This is a genomic window from Bifidobacterium asteroides (assembly GCF_003202695.1).
Classification (GTDB): Bacteria; Actinomycetota; Actinomycetes; order Actinomycetales; family Bifidobacteriaceae; genus Bombiscardovia; species Bombiscardovia asteroides_G.
Window position 1 is genome coordinate 271,666 of the sequence record NZ_QGLL01000001.1, and the last position, 23,035, is coordinate 294,700.

The 23,035-nt window shown below is 53.9% G+C and carries 19 protein-coding genes and 1 tRNA gene; 13 read left to right on the forward strand and 7 right to left on the reverse strand.

Annotated elements, in window-relative coordinates; translation table 11 throughout:
• Positions 1–92 precede the first annotated feature (92 nt).
• From DKK75_RS00975 to DKK75_RS01005, 7 genes are all read left to right on the forward strand, one after another.
• On the forward strand, positions 93–425 hold the full coding sequence (locus tag DKK75_RS00975; protein WP_146208595.1) for a hypothetical protein: 333 nt from the start codon (positions 93–95) through the stop codon (positions 423–425).
• 161 nt (positions 426–586) lie between these two features.
• A complete protein-coding gene (locus DKK75_RS00980) occupies positions 587–1,612 on the forward strand; it encodes a LacI family DNA-binding transcriptional regulator (RefSeq protein ID WP_110451603.1) in 1,026 nt (341 codons plus the stop codon).
• Between the two features lie 135 nt (positions 1,613–1,747).
• Positions 1,748–2,728: a carbohydrate ABC transporter permease gene (locus DKK75_RS00985; RefSeq protein ID WP_110451604.1), complete on the forward strand. Its 981-nt coding sequence runs from the start codon at positions 1,748–1,750 to the stop codon at positions 2,726–2,728.
• The gene (locus DKK75_RS00990; RefSeq protein ID WP_110451605.1) at positions 2,728–3,528 is read left to right on the forward strand and encodes a carbohydrate ABC transporter permease; all 801 of its coding nucleotides are present in this window, start codon (positions 2,728–2,730) and stop codon (positions 3,526–3,528) included. The genes DKK75_RS00985 and DKK75_RS00990 overlap by 1 nt, the downstream gene beginning before the upstream one ends.
• Positions 3,529–3,544: 16 nt before the next feature.
• A complete protein-coding gene (locus DKK75_RS00995) occupies positions 3,545–5,641 on the forward strand; it encodes a glycoside hydrolase family 43 protein (RefSeq protein ID WP_110451606.1) in 2,097 nt (698 codons plus the stop codon).
• Positions 5,642–5,717: 76 nt separating this feature from the next.
• Positions 5,718–7,052, forward strand: a complete 1,335-nt coding sequence (locus DKK75_RS01000) for an ABC transporter substrate-binding protein (protein WP_110451607.1) — start codon at positions 5,718–5,720, stop codon at positions 7,050–7,052.
• Positions 7,053–7,877: 825 nt separating this feature from the next.
• The gene (locus DKK75_RS01005; RefSeq protein WP_146208596.1) at positions 7,878–8,300 is read left to right on the forward strand and encodes a hypothetical protein; all 423 of its coding nucleotides are present in this window, start codon (positions 7,878–7,880) and stop codon (positions 8,298–8,300) included.
• Between the two features lie 181 nt (positions 8,301–8,481).
• On the opposite strand, the gene DKK75_RS01010 is transcribed toward DKK75_RS01005, so the two are convergent.
• The 5 genes from DKK75_RS01010 to DKK75_RS01030 form a co-directional block, all read right to left on the reverse strand.
• Positions 8,482–8,835 carry a hypothetical protein gene (locus DKK75_RS01010; RefSeq protein ID WP_110451609.1) on the reverse strand — a complete coding sequence of 118 codons (354 nt, stop codon included), beginning with the start codon at positions 8,833–8,835 and terminating at the stop codon, positions 8,482–8,484.
• Positions 8,836–8,851: 16 nt separating this feature from the next.
• Positions 8,852–9,187, reverse strand: a complete 336-nt coding sequence (locus DKK75_RS01015; RefSeq protein WP_146208597.1) for a hypothetical protein — start codon at positions 9,185–9,187, stop codon at positions 8,852–8,854.
• Between the two features lie 102 nt (positions 9,188–9,289).
• Positions 9,290–9,377: transfer RNA gene (locus tag DKK75_RS01020), tRNA-Ser, on the reverse strand.
• Between the two features lie 126 nt (positions 9,378–9,503).
• Entirely contained in the window at positions 9,504–10,946 is a 1,443-nt protein-coding gene (locus DKK75_RS01025) for a catalase (protein WP_110451611.1), read from the reverse strand.
• 338 nt (positions 10,947–11,284) lie between these two features.
• Entirely contained in the window at positions 11,285–12,727 is a 1,443-nt protein-coding gene (locus DKK75_RS01030; protein WP_219997300.1) for an Nramp family divalent metal transporter, read from the reverse strand.
• A gap of 176 nt (positions 12,728–12,903) precedes the next feature.
• On the opposite strand from DKK75_RS01030, the gene DKK75_RS01035 reads away from it, so the two are divergent.
• Entirely contained in the window at positions 12,904–13,605 is a 702-nt protein-coding gene (locus tag DKK75_RS01035) for a metal-dependent transcriptional regulator (protein ID WP_110451612.1), read from the forward strand.
• 37 nt (positions 13,606–13,642) lie between these two features.
• Here DKK75_RS01035 and DKK75_RS01040 read toward each other — a convergent pair whose 3' ends face one another.
• On the reverse strand, positions 13,643–14,620 hold the full coding sequence (locus tag DKK75_RS01040) for a glycosyltransferase family 2 protein (RefSeq protein WP_110451613.1): 978 nt from the start codon (positions 14,618–14,620) through the stop codon (positions 13,643–13,645).
• Between the two features lie 223 nt (positions 14,621–14,843).
• Here DKK75_RS01040 and DKK75_RS01045 point away from each other — a divergent pair, with 223 nt between their 5' ends.
• The 3 genes from DKK75_RS01045 (at position 14,844) to DKK75_RS01055 (ending at position 19,561) form a co-directional block, all read left to right on the forward strand.
• Complete coding sequence (locus DKK75_RS01045; RefSeq protein ID WP_258333099.1) at positions 14,844–16,436, forward strand: glycosyltransferase; 1,593 nt, start codon at positions 14,844–14,846, stop codon at positions 16,434–16,436.
• Positions 16,436–17,368 carry a glycosyltransferase family 2 protein gene (locus tag DKK75_RS01050; RefSeq protein WP_258333117.1) on the forward strand — a complete coding sequence of 311 codons (933 nt, stop codon included), beginning with the start codon at positions 16,436–16,438 and terminating at the stop codon, positions 17,366–17,368. The genes DKK75_RS01045 and DKK75_RS01050 overlap by 1 nt, the downstream gene beginning before the upstream one ends.
• Before the next feature lie 114 nt (positions 17,369–17,482).
• Positions 17,483–19,561: a DUF6541 family protein gene (locus DKK75_RS01055; protein ID WP_110451616.1), complete on the forward strand. Its 2,079-nt coding sequence runs from the start codon at positions 17,483–17,485 to the stop codon at positions 19,559–19,561.
• 6 nt (positions 19,562–19,567) lie between these two features.
• On the opposite strand, the gene DKK75_RS01060 is transcribed toward DKK75_RS01055, so the two are convergent.
• A complete protein-coding gene (locus DKK75_RS01060; protein ID WP_110451617.1) occupies positions 19,568–20,746 on the reverse strand; it encodes an acyltransferase family protein in 1,179 nt (392 codons plus the stop codon).
• 139 nt (positions 20,747–20,885) lie between these two features.
• Between DKK75_RS01060 and DKK75_RS01065 the strand changes: the two genes are divergently transcribed.
• Positions 20,886–21,725, forward strand: coding sequence for an ABC transporter permease (locus DKK75_RS01065; protein ID WP_110451618.1), 840 nt, complete (start codon positions 20,886–20,888; stop codon positions 21,723–21,725).
• Positions 21,725–22,999: an ABC transporter ATP-binding protein gene (locus tag DKK75_RS01070; RefSeq protein WP_110451619.1), complete on the forward strand. Its 1,275-nt coding sequence runs from the start codon at positions 21,725–21,727 to the stop codon at positions 22,997–22,999. The genes DKK75_RS01065 and DKK75_RS01070 overlap by 1 nt, the downstream gene beginning before the upstream one ends.
• Positions 23,000–23,035: the final 36 nt, after the last annotated feature.

The following is a 23,035-nucleotide window of genomic DNA, read 5'->3' on the forward strand; positions in this document are numbered from 1 at the left end:
AAGTGCTAATTGACTGTTTGCAGGCGTTCCAGTTGCTGTTTATTCTGGCTATATTGCTTTGTTCTTGTGCGCACTGTGGGGGAGAGGTACGGATGACAAGGGAGTTGGAGCTTTCGCCACGGCACGGCAGCGATCTGGTCTGTGCTGAGTATTCGCTGGAGCTTGCTAATGACAAGCGTATAGATGCTGGAATTAGCGCTGCTAAAGCAACCGAAGATTTTGGTGATGGAATTTTTGCGGAATCAGTTGAAGAAGATGCGACAAGCGACCACGTACAGGATGATGCACTATTTGAGTACATGTATCTGCGGCTTGTGGAGTGGATGCTGGTTTATATGATTCAATTTCTTCGAGGGAACCCAGAAATGGTGGGAGAAGTCCAAGCGCCGTGGGACAGCGCAGAGGCGACTGGGAGTTCGTTGTAAGGGAGGTCCGACACCTTGCACGTGATTCTAAAAGTAAAGTTAGCTGCTGTCGGTGAACAGTTTTGTTGGTAGAGACAATCCAGCAGCCAGCACCCGTCTCTTCCTCAGCTATATGATTGGTGTAATTTGAAACGTTATCATCCAACAAGGAAGGGGCATGGATGCGGAGGAGAGCAACGTTGGTGGACGTCGCCAAGAGGGCAGGCGTCTCGATCGGCTCGGTGTCGAACTACCTTCATAATCGACCGCACATGAGCGAGAAGATGAGAAAGCGCATAAAGGACGCCGTTGACGATCTTGGGTTTGTGGCGAACGAATCTGCTCGTACGCTGCGGTCCGGTCGGACCGGTTTGATTACTCTCTCCATTCCTGACCTGCGACAGGTGTATTTCGCCGAATTGGCCGAGGAAGTCATCCGTGCTGCGAGAGAACGTGGATACGGTGTCATCGTAGAATCGAGTGGAAATAGTCGGGAAAGGGAGCTCGCCTGTCTAAGCGATGTGCACAGAAACATGACGGATGGACTCATCATGAGTCCGGTCAAGATGTCCCAGGACGACCTCTCACTCATGGAGGGCGACTATCCATTAGTCATTCTGGGCGAACGCGTCTTCGGTGGCCCTGCGCCCCACGTGACGGTGGAAAACGAAGCGGCGTCCAAGGCGGCTACTGAGCATCTTTTACGTGCCGGATGCAAGCACATCGCAGTGGTAGGGGGATCGCTGGACTCGAGCATATCCTCGTCTCGCTCCTTGCGCACCCGCGGCTATCTTCGAGCACTCAAGGAGCACGGAGTTACCGTGGATGAGTCCCTGATCAGAGAGACAGGAGAATGGACGAGTGAATCGGGTGCTCGTGCTGTCAGGCAGATGCTTGCGGAGGGTATACGTCCCGATGCCATTTTCGCGCTGAACGACCTACAGGCCTTTGGAGTGAGCAGTCAGCTGAGGGAGCTGAGAATCGCTGTCCCCGAGCAGATCCGAGTCGTCGGCTTCGACAATATTGACGAGGCACGTTACACGATTCCTTCTCTGACGACGGTCGATCCGATGAGGACAGTGGTAGCGCAGAAGGCGATTGATTTGCTTATCGGCCAGATTGAGACAGGCAGGCGTGCATCACCAGCCGAATACCTTACCGGATACGATATCGTCTATAGACATTCATCGCCTAAAGCATTGAGTTGAATCGTCCCTAAGAGCTGGGAGCTTGATTCTCGAATTGAAACGTTATAAACTACTAATAGATGGCATTGAAACGTTACAATATTGTTGGCAGTGAAGCCTGGACGCTAGCGAAGTTCGAGATCAAGGAGGATATAGATGACGACCGCGGTGAAGATTTCAGATGGGAGAGGACAGGGGTTGCCCCGGGACCCCAGTCAAGACAACGACAAGCATTTACAGGCCCACGGGCATCATCAGAGACGAGGACGCTGGACAAGGTTCCAGCCGGTCCTTTACGTGCTTCCCGTCGTTATCCTGTCTGGATTATTCATTTACTACTGCATTGCATTCACCGTGTGGGCATCGTTTACGAATTGGGATGGCCTGAGCGACCAGATGGGCTTCGTGGGAATGAAGAACTATACGAAGCTGCTCGACCCCAGCTCGGTATTCTGGGTCGCGCTTCGTAACACCCTGATCTTCCTCGTCGTGACCGTGGTCATACAGGCGGGCTTAGGCCTCCTTCTTGCCGTCATTCTTAAGGAGAGAATGAGGGGATCCAATTTCTTCAAGGCCATCTTCTTTCTCCCCATCTCGATGGCACCGGTCATCATCGCTGCCATCTTCAGAATAATCATGGACCCCAACGTCGGCTCCATCAATGAGGCCCTCCGTGCCCTCCACCTTGGGTTTCTCGCCCAGACCTGGCTCGGAGACCCTCATATCGCGCTCTTCTCCATCTGTGCGATCAACATCTTCGAGTGGATGGGCTACTCCATGGTCATTTACTATGCTGGACTGCTCTCGATTCCCGATGAAGTCTATGAGGCGGCGAAGCTGGATGGGGCGGGCTTCTGGACGACGCTGTTCAAAGTAACGGTCCCCATGCTTTCAGGCACGACCAACACGCTGATCGTATTGGGCATCGTGGGCTCCCTTAAAACCTTCGACATCGTGATGCTCACCACGGGAGGAGGGCCGGGCAGATCGACCGAGTTCTTGGCGACCTATCTATACAAGCTCGGTATCCAGCAGTTCAATGGCGGACTGTCCGCGGCAGTGGGGGTTCTAGTTCTCGTGGTCGCTGTGGTCCTGTCTCTGGGGCAGATGGCAGTGGCGAAAAGGAGCGGAAACTGATGAAACGCAAAATGAGTATGACCGTCATCATGTATGCGGTCTTGGTCTTTTTCCTCCTGATCTGGATATTCCCGATCTGGACGGCAGTCTCGAAATCCTTCAACATCAATGGATTCGGAAACTACGCTACGGTCATCAATAATCCGGATGTCCATTATTTCCGAGTCGTGTTCAACAGCTTCTTTATCTCGATCTCCACCTCCGTGATTGTCGTCTTCATCACCTCCTTGGGAGGATTCTCCTTCTCTAAAATGCCGTTCAGAGGCTCGAAGATCATTTATCTGCTGCTCTTGGCATGCATGGCGGTCCCAGTCGCATCGGTAACTATGCCGCTGTTCTTCACCATCAAGGCTTTCGGATTGACAAACACCTACCTTGGCATGATCCTACCAATGGTGGCGTTCAACGCGCTCCAGATGCTGTTGCTCTGGAAGAACTACTTTGACGGCCTGCCCGACGAGATCATCGAAGCGGCGGAGGTCGACGGCGCGGGAACCTTCCGCATCTATTCACGAATCCTGATGCCCTTGAGTGTTCCGATGATAGCGACCACCGGCGTCCTCACCTTTGTCTACTCATGGAATGAATATCTGATTCCCTTGCTCATCGTGCGCGATGAGACCAAGTATCCGGTCACACTCGCCTCGACATACTTCATGGAGACGAGAAGCCAGACTCCGGAGATGGTCGCCCAAATGTATGCGGCCCTCATTCTGATGACGATCCCCTCGGTGATCGTTTATCTCATCAGCCAGCGATGGCTCCAGTCTGGCATCACCGCTGGCGCAGTGAAGAGCTGAGAGGAGGGAAACCGAAATGTCCGATGTCATTCAAAAGAACATCACGTTCAGCCAGACGGAAATCCACGCGTTGAAGGGACCGGGGTTCGTCAACCCTGTGGTCTATGAGGATGGACGCAAGCACACGGCTCCAGACCCTTTCGTCATTGAATATCTTGGCGAATATTACTGCTATGCAACTGATGAAAACGGCATAACAGTCTCAACCTCCCTGGACATGGTGCACTGGAAGCGCCACGGTTTCGCTTATCAGGAACGCGACAGAAAAATGTTCTGGGCACCTTCGGTTGTCCTCCTCAATGGCATGTTCTACATGTACTTCTCAAACATGCCGGCGAACTCGGATGACACGCATGAGGAAATCATGAGAGTGGCCACCAGCACCAATCCGCTAGGTCCCTTCGAAATGAAATCCGTGCTCTTCGACTCCTTCGCTATCGACTCGCAGGTGGTACGCGGCGAGGACGGAATCCTCTATTTGCTTTATGCGGATAACCAGGTGACGGGACTGAGCGACTTTAGGCCTGGGACTAGCGTCATGATCGATCGACTCGATACGCCGCTCACGAGGGAAGGAAACCCAAAACCGCTCATCGTGCCGACCATGGATGAGGAGATATTCGCCCGCAACAGGTTCGGAGACGGACGTGACTGGCATACCGTCGAAGGCGCGACCTATTTCACCCACCGCAACTGGGCATACATCACATATTCAGCAAACGCCTACGACCATGAGGACTACTTCGTCGGATACTCTCTTGCACCCCTCGGCGATGGGCGTAGAGATCATATCGACGAACTCAAATGGACGAAAAGCAGTCGTGACGGGTCCTTCGATCCGCTGCTCATCCGAAGTCGGGAGGTGGAGGGGACCGGGCACAACTCCATCGTGAAGGCCCCCAACCGAATCGATGATTGGATCGTCTATCATGCCCGTTCCGCCAAGGATGTATCGTCGGTGGGTACCGAGCAGAGAGTCATGCGCTTGGACCCTCTCTACTATGCAGAGGAGCACCTCGACACTGACGGCCCCACTGCCATGGAGGTCGACGCACCCGGGCGAGGAGACGTGCAGAGCTTCTACCCCCATGCACAAGGCAAAGGACTAGACGACGAACTCGACAACGAGTGGTGCGTCATCGAAGGCGTGGCGAGCACGCGGAATGGTCGGTTGGAGACAGACCACTCCGGCAGGTTCGTTGCTCTGAGGAAAGGGAGCAAGGCCGGGGAAACCTACTCGTTGAGCACATGGATGTGCGCACATGATTCCCCCTTGGGAGCCCGTTTCGGCCTGGTGCTCTCCAGAACGGACGCCGACAATCTACTCTTGCTTGGAATCGATCTCGGAGCAGGCACCCTTGGGATGATCAACCGGGAGAACGGCGTAGAACAGGTGCGTGCTGCAGCCTCGCTAAGAGCGATGAGGTTCGATTTCACCTCGTGGCATCTGGTCACTGTAAACCGGTGCTACTCGGATTACTCAATTGAGATCGATGGTCATCTCGTCCTCTCAACGGTCATCGATTCCGGACAGACCGAGTTCGGAATCTACTCCATCGGTTCGAGAGCATTGTTCAGCTCCCTCAACTTCGTCGATCATGTGGATTTGTGGGGGCACTTGCTTTCCGATATTCCCCGAGAGATTCGCGCCGAAGACCCTCTCCGCTTTGAGGGGGATAGACTTCTGCCAGCGGGGCCGGGCAAAGCATCATTCTCGACACGCAGGAATGCCGCCGGGTATCGATTCGTCCTTGATTTTGAGCTCAACGATACTGCAGCCAAAGCAGAGGTGGTCTTCGGGCCATTACAAATACACATAAGGTATGACGGCGTCACTGTCCTCGACGGGGACGGGAATCGCATGGAGCCACAAGAACAACCCAAAAGACTCAAGAAACTCGTTGAGACATCTTTCCGCAGCGGTCGGGGCCATGTGTTGCGCACTCTTAGATTCGAATGTGAAGGCGGGGTCGTCAGAATTCACGTCCGTGGCCTGACCTGGCAGTTCGCATGTGGGAAAGGTCAGGAAGCCATCATCAACAATGTACCTCTGCGCTGCAGCCTAATGGAAGCGGCGTTGACAGGCTATGAACGTACTTCCCTCGGAATCTAGAGAAGACCGCAGCCATCGGACAGTGGTCTTCCGGGTAGGGAAGTAGAGCAGTAAACAACAAACAAAGGAGTTGAGGATGTTATCACTACGCAAAAAGGCATTGGCGGTGGGTGCTGCGCTTGCAATGTCGGTGAGCGTGCTGGCAGGCTGCGGCAATAGCAGCAGCTCGAGCGCCGACGCAGGTCTGGGCACAAAGGATAATCCCGTGACGCTGTCTTTCTGGACGTGGCAGCCTACGGATGCCCAGTGGAAGGGTATCTACAAAAAGTTCCAGGAGAAGTATCCCAATATCAAGATCAAGTGGTGGAGGACCGCAGAGCAGGCGGACTACCAGAAGAAGTTGCAGACTGCTATGGCAGGAGGTGAGGGCCCGGATCTCTTCGGCGTCCAGACCGGTACGATGGCGACGGAATACGCGCGTTTCGCCGATGATATGAACGATCTCGCAGATGAGAACATGCCCGGTTGGAAGGATAAAGTCTCAGAGAACGCCGTCAAGCAGGTCACCACGACGGACGGCAAGCTCGCTGGCATGCCCACCATCATCTCGGGACAGGAATATCTGCTCTACAACAAGACACTCCTCAAGGAAAACGGAATCACGACACTTCCCACCACCTATGACGAGCTCAAGGCCGACTGCGCCAAACTCAAGGACAAAGGCCTTATCCCCATGGCGTTCGGGGCGAAGGACGGTTGGCATGACGTTGACTTCTTCGTGTGGATGAGCAACCAGTTCGGCAAGGGCGATATCTACAAAGCGGAGGAAGGCAAGGCCTCCTTTACCGACAAGACCTTCGTCAAAACCATGAACGCATGGAAGCAGATGGTGGGCGACAAGGTATTCCAGGATGGGGCTGTGGGAACGGCAACCTATCCTGATGCGCGCGACAACTACTTCTACTCACGCAAGACCGCGTTCTTCCCCACGGGATCATGGCACGCCTCCGTGGCCATTCCCAATGACGAGACCAAGGGCACCGCTGTCGAGAACGATGAACTGGGCATGATCCAATTCCCCAGCGTCGGCGACGGGAAGGCAGAGCCTACGACCGGTGTCGACTTCGCCCTGTCGGTGAACAAGACAAGCAAGAAGAAAAAGGCGGCCATGAAGTTCGTTGAGTTCATGACGACAGGCGAGGGCCAGCAGCTATGGATCAATACGCTGCAGGGCTCGCCGGTGGCCAAAGGAATGGAGGTCCAACTCCCCTCCGATGTTTCGCAGACGGCAAAGGACTCTGTCAGCGAGATCACCAAAGGACAGCTGAACTCCACTCTCGAACGCAAGCTCAAATATTCCGAGCTAGAGGATGAAATCGGCGTTCAGATGCAGAACGTGTACAACGGAACTTCCGTCAACGATGCGCTTGCAGCGATTCAGAAAGTGAACGAAGGGCTCGACAGAAGCTGACAATACACAATTGATGAGACCAGCGGGAGCTTCCGATACTGAGGGTGCTCCCGCCTACCGTATCCGCTAGCTCGTGAGTGGCGTGTGTTGATGGGTGAATCGCACGTCGATGAAAAACAATTCAACTGAGGCAAACAAGATTGAGTCGGATCCGGTGTGGTGGTATCGGTAAACACCCGTAAGAACGAATTAGTTGCAGAGTGGCGCGATTCAGAACAATTCTGATGTAGAAGCTGGTTACCTTTCGCAAGACAGCATACTGCGAATTAACTTACCGGAATGTTATTGATGCAGAGGAGAGGTGACAAAGGGGCTCAGAAGCCTGCTAAGCCTTCGAAGCTCAATCGTAGACAATCATGAAATTGGTGCAAGTGATCAAACATGACACTGTTTCAATCCTGTAATTGAGATAAACATTAGTTCACTCTTTTTAAAAGTACGACATGCTGAGACTCTCATATCTGAATTTGAACGGTTCTGAGTGTCTTTCGCGCGTGTTCCCGAATGAGGGTGGCAACGGGAATTGAACGATAATACACAAGATAAGTGCGAGGGCGTTGGCAATGGTGGCATCTTCTGCTATGCTCTCGTCTTTTACTTCTCTTGAGGGGGTCTGCCTGTTGCGGCGATGGCCTCGGAGAGTGGGTCTGCCAACGGATAACCAATGGTCAGGCCCTCTATGCCGATGTTGGAAGCGTTGTCGATGCGCATGGCAGCGGCTTCTACAAGGATGATGCCACGGGTAAGTATTGGTGGCTTGGCGAGGGTAGGGAGAATAATACCGAGGGTAATACCCAGCTGAGGCTGTATTCATCCGCCGATTTGATGAATTGGCATTATGAGGGAACTCCAGTCGATAGTGGGACCTCTGGTGATACGGGTACGTATTTCCCCGAGTGCAATGCGAAGGGCGAGCGTTCCAAGATCGCTAAGAACTACAAGGGAGGCTGGATTATCTGGGCGCATTTGGAAATTAACCAGTCCTATGGCGCCTCCCGCAACGTGGTCTTGTCGACCAGGGGTAAGCCACAAGGACCGTATAAGCTTGTCTCCTCCTATGTGGATGCCGACGGCAATATCAAGCCCGGAGGTTTCCGTCCGGGCGCGGCCAACAACGATGCGGACGCCATGGACGATCGAGCCGGCCAGTTGATTCCCGACTACGACACTGCGGATGTTGGGGACCTTCCCGGCATCCGCCGACTCATCATTGATGGGTGGGAAATGTCATTGCCGGGACTGGTATGAGGGTTCTGTCGCCGAGGAGCGTTCAATCCGCTGCCCGCGGGCTCTGACCGGAAAGAGGTGCTCTATTCTTGTTGGGAAGAGCAGGGCGGCGGATTCCGGTCCGACGAACTCGTTGAGATGGATGCGGATGTGGGTGACAAGAGAGTATGAGAGGCGGAGCTCTCGAATGCTCTCCTCAGTTTTAGGGGTCCCAGGATGACCGCATGGTCTGCGGTGCCCTTTCCATAGATCGACTTAGTTGCATGAACCACGTGAGGGATCTGGTTCTCCAGATCGATGTCTTGACGCTGCAATCACAAAACTTTACCTGGCGAAGCCCCAGCACCCCAGCCAGAATCACCGCCAAGGCGAATTCCTCGGGCGTCTCGTGGTCGACGGGGAAGTCGTTCCACCGCTGGCGCACCAAGGTGGAGGTGATGTCCATCAGGGAGAAGCCGCCGAAATAGTCGAGGAGATGGTTGGCTGGCATCTCGCGGTTCTTCTGTTCGGTGGTCTCGTGGATGGGTTCGCCGTCGGGCTTCCTCCGGTTCTCCACCCAGTCGTGGGAGAAGTCAGTTGAAGTTCACATTCCGGCGCAGCGCGATGTAGAAACTGTATTGAGGGACCCACACGTTTAGCTCGATGTCGCGTTCGGCCCGTTTGAGCCAGTAGTCGAGGACCTGCTCCTCTTTCTCCTTGTCGACCTTGTGCTGGCGGGCGGGCAGATTGATCTGCAGATAGCGGTGGAAGCAATACAGGGGAGCGGGGAAGGACGCTTCAAGACAGCTGCGTCCGTCCTGCGTCACTTTCTTGATTGTCCCGAAGGAACGTCGTTTTCTCATCTGCGACATCGTGGCTTCCTGAGTGTTCAGGAAGCAATGAAAACGACGCTGGAATTCCGACTTCATGAGAAGGAGTCGAGAACCCCTAAAACGGACGGGTCATTCTCTCTGTGACATGCAGAAGGATCGTTGAAATCCTAGTGATTTCAACGATCCTTAGGTATCTACTGGCGGAGGATACGAGATTCGAACTCGTGAGGGCGTGAACCCAACACGCTTTCCAAGCGTGCGCCATAGACCACTAGGCGAATCCTCCAAGGCTGCAATGAACGGGACCATAGCCTACGTGACCCTGATCAAGGCAACTAGGAAATAGTAACACAGGGCGGGGATTGCAGGCCAGTTCAGACGTGTCGTCGGCAGTCCCCGCCCTGTTGCTGTTCTACTTGATCTGGTCCGTGGAGAGGCCGAGGGCCTCAGCCACGCGTTGGCCGTAGTCGGAGTCGGCCTGGTAGAACTGCCTGGTCTCGAGGACCTGGATCTCCTGGTCATCGACGGATCCCAGGTTGTTCTTGATGGTCTGGATCAGACGGTCCTTCTCTTCCGGGCTCATCAGCCTGTAGAGACGACCGGCTGCGGAATAGTAGTCCTTGTCGTAGGGGCGGGAGTACTCGGTTTGCCCTTGGATGGCATCGCCATGCATGCGGGCATTGTTGTCCTCCACAGGACCACCCTTGCTGTTGGGTTCGTAGTTGACCGATCCATCCTGTCCCTGAGACATGAACCCATCACGCTCGTAGTTGTGGACCTCGTTGACCGGACGGTTGATGGGCAGCTGTTCGTAGTTGGCGCCCAGACGGTAACGCTCGGCGTCCTTGTATCCGAATAGACGTCCCTGCAGCAGCTTATCGGGCGATGGCTCGATGCCGGGAACGAAGTTGGCGGGGGAGAAGGCCGCCTCCTCCACATCATCAAAATAGTTGGTCGGGTTGGTGTCCAGCACGAACTCGCCGATTTCAACGCGCGGATAATCCTTCTTGGAGACCACCTTGGTCACGTCGAAGATATCGTCCTTATAGTCCAGCCCCTCCTGATAGGGCAGGATCTGCACACAGACCTTCCACTTGGGGTAGTCGCCCCGGTCGATGGCATCATAGAGATCGTGCAGGAGGAAGTCCGTGTCCATAGAGGCGACCTTGGCGGCGGTCTCATCGGTCATGTTCTTCACGCCTTGCTCGCTCAGGAAGTGGTACTTGACCCAAAACTGCTCGCCCTGTGCATTGACCCACTTGAAGGTGTGGCTCCCGTAGCCGTTCATGTTCCGGTAGCTGGCCGGGTTACCCCTGTCGCCCATCAGATACGTCACTTGGTGAACAGACTCAGGGGAGTGGGACCAGAAGTCCCACTGCATCTCCTGGCTGCGCAGGTGGGTAGCCGGATCGCGCTTCTGTGAGTGGATGAAGTCGGGGAATTTCAGGGGGTCGTTGACGAAGAATACGGGGGTGTTGTTGCCAACCACGTCGTAGTTGCCCTCCTGCGTATAGAAGCGCAGAGCGAAGCCGCGCACGTCGCGCAAGGTGTCAGGGTAGCCGGATTCGCCGGCCACTTGGGAGAAGCGCAGCAGGATGGGCGTGGTCTTGCCTGCTCCGTTGAATACGTTGGCCTTGGTATAGGCGCTCATGTCCTTGGTCAAGGTGAAGGTTCCCTTGGCTCCGGCCCCCTTGGCGTGAACTACGCGCTCTGGTATGCGCTCGCGGTTGAAGTGCGCCAGCTTTTCAAGGAGCTGGTAGTCCTGCATGAGGATGGGTCCGCGGGTGCCCGCCGTCTGGCTATGGTTGTTGTCTGCCCAAGGCTGCCCCTCGTTGGTTGTGAGTTTGTCGTTCATATTTGCTCGATTCCACTGACATCTATGATTTTTGCGACCGACGGTTCCATGCGGGGCTGGGTCTGCGACCCGGCTCTTGGCTAACCGCGTGATCGCTGATAGCAGGACTCTTGATAAAATCCTGCTATCTTCCACCGTATCTGAAGCGGAATGGAGTTGGTGGATATGCGCGCTGAGCAAGAGGCAGATATCCTACTAAGCAAGCAAGGCGTTTATGGCACCGAAGAGTGACGACACCGAAGAGTGACGGGCCTGTTGCATGCAGAATTGCGGGGAAGCCGCCGGCATTGCCTTATTCATTCGGCAAATGGCGGCGGCTCTCACCAGAGCACTGGCGCTCAGAGCATCTGTATCAGTTCGCCTACATCCTGGATGACCAGCTGGAGGTTGAGCCCGGTCAGGACAGCCACGACGATCCAGGCCAGGAAGGCCATCCATCGAGGGTTGGCGTACTTGCCCATGATCTTCTTGGAGGAGGTGAACCAGACCAAGGGGATCATGGATATGGGCAGGGCCACGCATAGGAAGACCTGGGAGTAGACCAGCAGGCTATCCAGAGCGGACTCCTTGCCGCCGAAGGCTATGGTGCAGATCAGCACGGGAATGATGGAGATTACACGGGTGACCAGCCTGCGCAGCCAGAGAGGGATCCTCATGCGGATGAAGCCCTCCATGACGATCTGTCCAGTCAGGGTGCCGGTGATGGTCGAATTCTGACCGGAGGCCAGCAGAGCCACAGCGAAGAGGGTGGAGAGCAGTCCGGATGCGACCGGACCTGCGATGGTCTTGTCGCCAAGGGCGTTGTAGAGGGCAGTGAAGGTGTCCAGCCCTTCACCGTGTCCGAAGAACATGGCCGCACCCAGCACCAGCAGCAGGCAGTTGACCACGAAGGCTGCGGACAGCTGGATGTTGGAATCCCAGGTGGCGAAGCGGACAGCGTTGGCAACCTGGCCGTCGTCGTTTCGGTCGAAGTCGCGTGTCTGAACGATGGATGAGTGCAGATAAAGGTTGTGCGGCATGACTGTGGCGCCCACGATGCCCAGAGCCATGGTCAGCTGACCGTTGCCCAAAATGGCCTTGTCGGGGATGAAGCCGCGGAAGACTGCGGGCATATCGGGCTTGGCCAGGAAAACCTCGTAAAGGAAGACCGCCATGATGACCAGGATCAGGGTGGCCACGATGGCCTCGATGCGCCGGAAGCCGATCTTGGTCAGCAGCAGGAGGATGAGCACATCCAGGACGGTCAGCGTCACGCCCAGGATCAGGGGAATGCCGAAGAGCAGCTTCAATGCGATGGCACCGCCGATCACCTCGGCGATGTCAGTGGCCATCACGGCAAGCTCCGTGCAGATCCAGAGAGCGAAACTGACGCGCCGGCTGGTGTGCTGGCGGGTGGCCTGGGCCAGGTCCAGACCGGTCACGATTCCCAGCTTGGCCGACATGTACTGCAGCATCATGGCGATCAGGCTGGAAATAAGGATGACGCTCATGAGCAGGTAGCCGTATTGGGCGCCGCCGCCGATGGAAGTGATCCAGTTGCCGGGATCCATGTAGCCGACTGCCACTAGAGCGCCTGGGCCTGAGAAGGCTGCCAGGTTCTTCCAGAAGGATGAGGTTGAGCTGGGCACAGAGACCGTGGCGTTGATCTCCTCCAGGGAGCGCCCGTTGGCCGTCTCGATGATGGGACGGGATCGGTGCTGCCGACTCGATGGCGGGGTCCTGGCTTCGGATCCGGCTGGGCTAGCGGACCCCGAGGCGGGTCGGGTCTTAGTGTTCGGCATGTCACCTTCCTTGATTCTGGACCATGGCGGTCGTGCGGCTGGCTATAGACTTCGACCCTTCGAAGTCTAATGGCGCTCGATGAAGAATACCAGAGATGAACTGTGACAATGTCGAAATATGCCTGCAGGGGTTGCTCGTGGGTCGTGCTATAGGCCTGTGCTATAGACTGTGGAACATGGGAATCGCCGAACTGTCTTCCAGCGCCCAGGATTACCTCAAGGTCATCTGGGATCTTCAGGAATGGGATAACGGCCCTGTAAAGCCCACTGCGGTGGCCGAAAAGACGGGCATGAAGCAGTCGACGGTCTCAGGTGCGCTGGGCCGTTTGGTCGATACTGGTCTGGTCGCTCACCGGCCTTACGGCAAGGTAGAGCTGACAGAGACCGGTCGTAGCTATGCGGTTACCATGGTTCGGCGCCACAGGCTGCTGGAGACCTTCCTGGTGCAGGTTCTCGGTTATGGCTGGGATGAGGTGCATGAGGAGGCCGACCGCCTTGAGCACGCTGTATCCGACAAGATGATTGACCGCATCGACGACTATCTGGGACACCCCACTGCCGATCCCCATGGTGATGTCATACCCTCGGCCGAAGGGAATCTGCCCCCCATACCTACAACCACAAGGCCCCTTTCAGAAGTATCTGCAGGGTCGACGGTACGTGTGCAACGAGTCAGCGACGAGGATCCACGAATATTGCGCACGCTCAGTAATTACCATATAGGACCTGGCTGTCTGGTGCAGGTGGAAAGTCGGCAGGCTGATGATGAGTTAGCCGTAAGTTTGACGGGCGCGCACCCCGGATCCGGTCTTACTTCGGGCGACCTCCTTGTGCTGCCTAGGGAACAGGCGGCACTGATTCAGGTAAACCTCGCCTGAGCAAAAATCATTGGGCGATTTGTCGTATTGGACAGGGTCACTGCTCGCTGCGGTTGGCCTCGGGCTTTTGCTGATGACGGTGAAGATATGCGAATAAGTTTGAGGTATGGATGTAGGCTCTTCTGTCGTTTTTCGCTAGTACGTCGAGAATAATGCCGGCGATGATGGATAGCAGGCCGACCAGAATTAACAGCACTGAACCGATAAGGGTAGGAATGCGCGGGACTGATCCTGTGCGCCAGAATTCAAGCATTACCGACAGGAGAAAACCGAAACCGACCAGGTCTATCAGCAAACCGCAGCCTCCAAAGAAGGGAAGAGGTTTGTACTCCCTGATCATTCTGAAAATGGTGGAAAGTACTCGGACTCCATCGCCTACGGTGTTGAGTTTGCTGTGGGAGCCCTTAGGGCGGTCGCGGTACTGAACGGGCATTTCATACAGCCGTAGATTCCTATCCAGGCTGTGTATGGTCATTTCCGTTTCCACTTCGAATCCATGGGACAGGATCGGGTAGCACTTCACATAGGTGAACGAAAAAGCTCGGTATCCTGTCATAATATCCTTGACGCGCGCATGGAAGATGCCGTTGATTGCGGAACGGACCAACCTGTTGCCGACGTTGTGGAAGGGTCTTTTGTTCTCCTGGAAGTAGGTGGAGCTTAGTCTGTCGCCTATCACCATGTCATAGCCCTCGAGGATTTTGTCGACCATGGCGGGAGCGCTTTCCGCTGGATAGGTGTCGTCGCCGTCGGCCATGACGTACACGTCGGCGTCGATGTCTTCGAACATGGCTCGTATGACATTGCCTTTGCCTTGGCGCGGTTCCGGTCGGACTACTGCGCCCTTGGATTGCGCTATCGAAGCTGTCTTGTCTGTAGAGTTGTTGTCATAGACGTAAATAGTCGCCGTTGGAAGTGCTTTGTGAAAATCGTCGACCACTTTCCCTATGGTCTGTTCTTCGTTGTAGCAGGGTAAGAGAACGGCAATAGTGACATCTTCCAAGGCAGGCTTCATGATTAACACTATACATATAGGGATTCTCAGATCGGGGCCGATACGGGATTATGGAATTTGTGGGCAGTAGCAGAGGCATGCCCAATCCGCGTACCGCGCTCAGGTTAGCATAGACCACATGCAGCAGCTATTTGAAACTGGATCTGATGCCTGGAAGCAACTTGATGGCTTGAGCAAACGGCAACGTCGATTGGTTATTTCAGCAGTCAACTATCATTCGTTGATGCAGCCTGGTCGAGAACTGCTCTACAAGATCTATATGGGTGAAGACTGGCAGTATCCCCGCTTAACTGACACGTCGACTTTGAACGGTTCTCTAACTAAGGAAGCCGGACTTCAACCTGTAGTCGAATTCAAAGCCAGGTCAACATCCAATCCTAAGACAGCCTTTGCTCCCCACTATTTTGACCAGCACCATCAATTGGTTGACTGGAATGAACGGTATGTGCTGCTTACGCCGGACGATGCCACTGATATGACGGTCAAGGCCCGGAATCTATCCTCTCGGCTGCCTATGCGCAACCAGATCTACAACTACTGCGAGCTGCATTTTCCTCTCCTGTTTGATCAAGTTCGCGAATTGCTCCGGCGCAGTCGTGAGAAAGCCGGATACCAGGCTATTGAGACTTATCGTCCCGATTCAACCAGCGACCTGTTCGCTCATGGGGCTGTGCATCATCCAGGCAGTCCCATCGAGCCTGGGCAACCGGACTCTTCGGCTCCGAAAGCTGTCATTATTGCCATGCATTGGCTGCAGCCTGGGGGAGCCGAGCGTTGGGCCATGGAAACAGTAGCTCTGGCTCGTAAAGCGGGACTATTGCCTATCGTCATCACCAACAACGACAGTCATCAGCCGTGGATTGTCAACGAGGATTTGGATGATGCCCTCGTCATCAACCTGACTTTTCCTGCACAGGAGGGCATCGGCGACGTGCCGCTGCTCAGGGCTCTGTTTGAGCAGTACAATATTCGCGGCGTCATGATTCATCACAATCAGTGGATGTATGACCGGCTCTGGTGGATCAAGCGATATTATCCGCATACGTTTATTGTCGACTCCTTGCATATTCTTGAATACCACGACCGCGGAGGCTATCCCAACCAGAGCGTGAGCCGCGACCCTTATATTGATCTGCACCACGTCATTTCGCCCCAACTGCAGGATTGGCTGGTCAATCATCATGGCATAGCGGCGAAAAAGGTGGTTATGGCGCCCTTGGTTGGTCTGACTGCCGATCAAATGCATCCAAGGTACAAGGACCGCGTGCAACAGGGCGTCTTCCATGTCGCTTTTGTGGGAAGAATGACCAGACAGAAGCGTCCTGAGGCATTCATCAATGTCGCCAAGGAAATGGAGCGTCGTTTCCCGGGTCGTTTTCGGTTCATCATGCATGGCAGCGGCGATATGGACCTGGAGGTGCGCAAACTCCTGGAGAAATATGATCTGGATCATGTAGTGGAACGGCGCGATGTCTCTCAGCCGGTTTCTGCAACATATGATTGGGCGGACGCTCTGCTGATCACGTCAATCAACGAAGGCATTACTCTTACGACCATTGAGGCAATCAGTCGAGGCATGCCGGTGTTGAGCACTGATGTCGGTTCCCAGTCGACCCTGGTTCCTAGCCAGGGGCTGTTGCCTCGGCAATCGCTCGGGCTGGTTCGCCAATCGGTTCGTTCCTTGCAGAGGATGAATGATCATGAACAGGATCGCAGACGGTTGTGGACTGCGGAGCTGGAACGGCTTCAGGAGTTTTCAAGGAAGGAATCGGCCGACTCCTTCTTCACCCGAATGTTGGGAGAATGGGCGCAGTGATGAATGTTGTAGATAACCGACGGAATGTGGCTGCTGTCGTCGTCACCTTCAACCGCTTGGAAAAGCTGAAGAAGGTTCTGGCTTCTCTGGAATCCCAGACCTTCCTGCCCAAGGCTCTGATCATCGTTGACAATGCTTCGACTGACGGGACTGCAGATTACCTGCATGAATATCAGGATGCATTTTCTCTCAAGGGGAAGGTGGAGCTTCGCGTTGTCACTCTGCCGAAGAACGTCGGCGGGGCCGGCGGCTTCTCTGCTGGCATGCGAGAAGGCTACCGGATGGGTCTCGACTACGTGTGGATCTTCGATGATGACGGATATCCTGAGTCGGATGCCTTGGAAAAGCTGCTCGGAGGCTATGAACAAGCCACCAAGGCTTTGAGCCCGGATATTCCTTTTGCCTGCTCCTTGATCAAATACATCGACGGGACCATTTCAGAAATGAACAATCCTGTGCCTACCTGGGACTGGGGCAGGTTGCGGGCCATGGGGCTCAGGGATCTGGTGCTGATCAATCAGGCGTCCTTCGTATCCGTGCTCATCCCGCGTTGGGTCATGGAAGCCTACGGCCTGCCCTACAAGGAGTACTTCATCTGGTTCGACGATGCCGAGTACACGCTGCGCATCACCAGAGACTGCCCCGGTGTTCAGGTTCTCGATAGCGTTGTGGTGCACGATATGGGTGAGAACAAGGGGGTCAATTTCTCCATGATCAACGAGAAGAACGCCTGGAAGTTCGCCTATGGCATTCGCAATCAAGGATCCTACAGGCTGCATCACAAGAGCCTGGTCCATTATTTGCTCTTTTGCGCTCAGGTTTGGTATGCCATGCGATCCGGGGGAGTCGATAAGAAACTGCGCCGTCAGATGTATGGCAAGATGATCGAAGCTATACGGTTCAACCCGTCGATCGACTATCCGCAGTTGTGAACAAGGATACTGGCGTTCAAGAGGGAAATATCTACCATTTATGATTTTCGTCGTTCTGTTATCGAGGGTTCGGATCAAGCGTGACGAACATCGCGAAAGGAAACAGTAGAAAAGATGATGTGGTTTTCCTTCCTAGCATCAATGCTGCTGACTGCGGGCTTGCTATATATTCCGGGTTTTCTGCTGGTTTCCGCACTCGGATATCCGAGACGTTCCTCCTTGCTGCTATCCCCGCCAATAGCCCTGGCGCTGTTTGGGATCTTGGAAATACTTGAACAGAAGATAGGCATAAAGAGCACATTCGCAACTGTGGCGGGCGTCTCACTCTGCATATCAGTCATTCCCCTGCTAATCAGAGTGATAGTGCGCAGACTTGGCGTGAATACGTTGCATCGCGATGTCAGTGCCACTGTGGCAGACGGTGATATGCAGAAGCGGCATGACTGGCCGGTGTTGTTTGGCTTCTGGGCGTTCGGGTTCTTCATTACTGCCCTGGTGCTGGTTCGTAATTTCGATGGTCCAGATTCATATTCGCAACTATTCGATAACGCATGGCACATGGGCATAGTCAGGAAATTCCTGACCACCGGGGATATGTCGCCTTTGACTTCTGGCAATATTGTTCCAACAGTCGGCTCATCCTTCTACCCAACTGGTTGGCATTCGCTGGTCGCACTGGTGGCTGGCGCTGTGGGTGTGAGTCCTTTGATTGCAGCAAATGCGGTCAATGCTTGCATTATTGCTCTTGTGTTCCCCGGATCCATGTTTCTTTTGTCGAAAAAAGTGATATCCGATTTGCGCCCAGCGATGGTTCTATGCATGTGCACTACGTTGATGTTTACTGCATTTCCATGGCGATTTTTGGCGTTTGGCCCCTTGTATTCGAATCTGTTGTCGTTTGCGATACTTCCATTATCCATGGTTCTTTTCCTGAATATCCTTGATGCAAGGAGCAGCGGGAGGCGCCGAGCTCAAGATGGGGCATTGCTGGTAGCAACTATGGTCGGCGTGGCAATTACTCAGCCGAATGCGGTGTTTACCATGGGGATCTTTCTTGCTCCATATCTGATGACTCAAATACCGAGATATTGCGACTCCCCAAGACTCAGGGCCAAACGGGCTGTGATGGTACCAGTATTGAGCGTAACGGTACTATTACTGATCGCTTGTGTATGGGTTGGCCTTTACAAGATGCCATTTATGCAACGGACTGTACGCTGGGGTTGGCCATCGTTCGAAACCAAGCCGCAGGCCATATTCGATATTGTCTTCTTGGGCTTTCATGATGCCGAGCCACAGTTTGTGCTTGGCATATTGGTAATGCTCGGATTCTTATATGTATTGATTCATAGAGAATATTTATGGCTTGGATGCTCACACATGTTGATGTGTTTTCTTTATTTCCTCTCGGCTGCTACTGATGGACGATTTAAGGCTGTGCTTACAGGATTCTGGTACCATGATGCCTATCGTTTGGGGGCTTCGGCAGTGTTCACGGGCATACCGTTGGCGGCTATAGGCCTATGGTCACTGATGAACATGATTGTCAAATTGCTTGATGGCGTTATGCTTGATGGCCATGATTCACGCCAGCGGATCGTGTTGTTTGCCGCCGTGCTTGTTGTCGTGGAAATTATGAATTTCTTCCCGAATTACCATATGCGCGGCAGCCACAGTGTCGATACGCCTTTCGGCGCTGTTACCAGGGATCTGCGCTATACAAATTCGAGAGACGAACCCAAGAGCTACACTGCTGACGAGCAACGCTTTGTTCAAGAAGTTCGTCAGGTTGTCCCATCGGGATCCTTGATTCTCAACCAGCCATACGATGGCAGCGTATATGCATGGGGAATCGATGATCTGAACGTCTATTACAAGGCATGGCAGGGTAATTGGCTGGGTAGGCCTACGGCCCAGAGCAGGTTGATCATGAACGGTCTGGCCTCCGTGAATGAGGATCAGCATGTATGCCAAGCTGTCAAGGAATCGCATGCGCAGTACTTGATGCTTCTTGATCGTACCGACTATAAGCCGGACCCTGATGACAAGGCCAAGGTGATTTCCGACTATGCAGGCTATAAAAAGCGTGATTGGCAGGGTGTTGACGCCATTCATGATGGCACACCTGGTTTCACTCCGGTTCTTCAGCAAGGCGTTATGCGATTGTACAGAATCGATAGTCGCGCATGCTAGCTGAAGTTATTCAATAGGATCGTTGCGTGTGGTCTGATCATCTATGCCTGTATGCCTGCCGGTTGTTCTACCAGAGAGATGAATCCGCGAGACTGCTCTAGTGACGGGATTTACGACAAGGAAATTGTATACGTAACTGACAAGCATGAGCATGAGGAAAACGACGGTTATAGCGGTTGCTGAGAAAACCAGTTTAGTAAAGAGACCTATCGGCTCTGGGCTATGGAAAACTATGTCCCATAGCAGTGGCTTAATCAAAAAGTTCTCATGAATCAGATATATGCCCAGAGTAGATGGTGCAAGAGCAATGATGAGCTTGCTCCAAACGGTATCGGCACGGTTGTGTGTGCGAGTCTGTGTTATCCAAGTGAATATGACGGTACCGGATATCACAGCAAGTATTGGCGAGGCCCCAGGACCAGCGGTCAAAAGGTTGGCTGGCGGATCGCCCAGGATAGCAGTTATTGAGTTCTGCCTGCCAAGTACGTGTGTGCCCACTACGCACAGGCCGAAGCTGACCACAGTGCAAATAAGTGCAGAATACCAATGGATGCGCGGCAGTCTTTCAGGGTAACGCCGGATGTTCGCGCCAATAAGATAAATGGCAATCAGATAACCGCAATCGGTATAGTACTGGCTCTGTGCATTGAGTATTCGCCATATCAGCGTCACCCAGATGATCATGACAGTCAGGATCCATGATTGTGCAGAGGTTAAATGATCCATAAGTTTGTTGATGAATGGGCTGAAAGCGGTCATGATGAAATATGCGCTCATGAACCAATAGGCTATTTCAGTGATGGGGAGGAAAGAGATCAGACCGCTTTTGATGGTCACTCCGGCCAGGTAGTGTTCAGGAATGGCATGGGTCCATCTCAGGAAAAGGAACAATAAAAATATGGGTGCTGAGTAGAGGAAAATCTGCATCCACAACTTCCACAGGCGTTTGATGGGGCTAGTCGTTTTAGTTGCTACAAAATAGGCTGATATGAGCACAAATAGCGTAACACCCACCTGGCCAAGAAAACTGAGAGCGTTGTGAGTCGATCCAGCCCACGTCCCCGTTTGCGCAGGATCGTTGTGTACTGCCCAGTTGTCATCGGCGAAAAAGTGGGTCGTGACAATAAGCAGCATCGCGACGATTCTCAGGAACTCGAATTTCCAGTCTCGTTGCTTGTTCGGCATAAGGCCTCCAGAACGGTCTTCAAACTTGGTCGTGGATTGCTGCGACTCTTTTTGATAGTACTCAAACCATTGTGTCAGTAATGAACAAAGGAAGCAGGGGAGTTCTTGTCATTGAGGGGCTCTGGTAGTCTGTACGGTTGTGAGAAGCATCGTAGATAGATTACGCCAGCGATACCACTATTCATTGGTTATTCTGCGTGAGCTTGTCAAGACTGATTTCAAGCTCAGGTATCAGGGATCCTTTCTTGGGGTTGCCTGGTCGGTTCTGCAGCCGCTGATGCTCTTTGTGGTCATGTATTTGGTCTTCGCTAAATTCCTCAGGATGACTGATGGCACGCCGACCTATCCTGTTGTGCTGCTTCTGGGCATAAGCTCCTGGCAGTTCTTCAACGAGTCGACTTCCATAGGCCTGCGTTCGATTGTGGATCGCGGCGACCTTCTGCGCAAGGTGCACTTTCCCAATTACATCGTGGTGGTATCGGCTACCATGGGGGCGCTGATCAGTTACGGCATCAATCTGATCGTGGTCCTCATCTTTGCCATCTTCTGTAAGGTGCATTTCACTTGGAGAGTCCTGTTGCTGCCCATCAGCGTCTTCCAGCTGTATATTCTGGCCCTGGGCTTCACGCTGATCATGGCTACCATGTATGTCTACTTCCGCGATGTGTCGCATATCTGGGACGTGTTGCAACAGGTGATCTTCTATTCCATTCCTGTCATCTATCCTCTGACGGCGGTGTCAGGAATCCACCATTGGTGGGGCCCTGTCGTAGCCAAGCTGCTGTTGCTCAACCCCATTGCGCAATCCATTCAGGATATCCGGCATTCATTCATCGCGCCGGAAACCACTCCAACTGTATGGAATCAGATCAGCAATCCCTTCATGACCATGATTCCCATCCTGCTCACTGTGGTCATGGTGGTGTTGGGTGTTTGCGTATTCCGCAAGTACAATCGCAAATTCGCCGAGGTGATGTGATGAGCAAGGCTGGGGAACCAATTCGTCAGAAAGACGATCGGCCCGTAGTCCTGTCCGTAGAGCATGTGGACAAGGTCTTTCGGCTGCCTACTGAACAGGCCACAGGACTCAAGCAGGCCTTTATCAACTGGACTCGCGGGATCAAGGGATACAAGGAGCAGCAGGTGCTGCAGGATGTGTCCTTCCAGGTGCATAAGGGTGACTTTTTCGGCATCGTCGGGCGCAATGGCAGCGGCAAGTCGACCCTGCTCAAGCTGATTTCAGGCATCTACTACCCTGAACGCGGCCATATCTCCTATACGGGCAAGCTGGTGCCCTTCATCGAATTGGGCGTGGGCTTCAACCCGGAGCTGACAGGCCGCGAGAACGTCTACCTGAACGGAGCCCTGCTGGGATTTACCCCCAGCGAGGTCGACGCCATGTATGATGACATCGTGGACTTTGCTGAACTGCGCGAGTTCATGGATCAGAAGCTGAAGAACTACTCCAGCGGCATGCAGGTGCGCCTGGCGTTTTCGGTGGCAATCAAAGCCCAAGGCGACATACTGATCCTGGACGAGGTCCTTGCAGTCGGCGATGAGGCCTTCCAACGCAAATGCGATGATTACTTCACCGAGGTCAAGAAGGATCCCAACAAGACGGTCATCCTCGTCACCCATGACATGGGTGCCGTAAAGAAGTACTGCGACCGGGCGATTCTGATCAAGGACGGCCACGTAGTGATCAATGGCGACAAGGATGATGTCGCCAACCGGTACACCTTGGAGAATCTCAAAGCCCCTGACAAGCAGTCGGACAGCAACAAGCCCGGAGACGAATATCCGACCGGCCTCAGCGCTGAGGTGCCTCTTCTGCGTGCCTATCCGGTATCCTCCTCGGTCTGCAGGAGTTCGGATACCTTCCGCTTTGACGTGGAATACGACTGTGCTGAGTACGACAATCTCTATATGGCCGTTGCCATGCACGATACCCGGCGTGGCGGTATAGCCTATGACACAGGTGCCGATACCATACGTCTAAAGGACTGCGGGCATCGGGTAGTGCATTGTTCGGTACCCTTGAACATTTTCAACAATGGCGAATTTCGTCTTGTCGTGTCCCTGCGCGTGCGAGATGACGCGCAGACGGACAACAATGCTCCCACAAAAATGGTTGCCTTCACCAATGACGAGAACTCCTGCGTCTTTGCCATCAGAGACAAGCGGAACAGGGAATACGCTTTGCTGAGCGACCGTGGGCTGCAGATCAGTCTTCTGGGCGGCGAATCACTCTAGTCTGTCAGTTCTTGCAGCACTTTCGATAGAATTAGG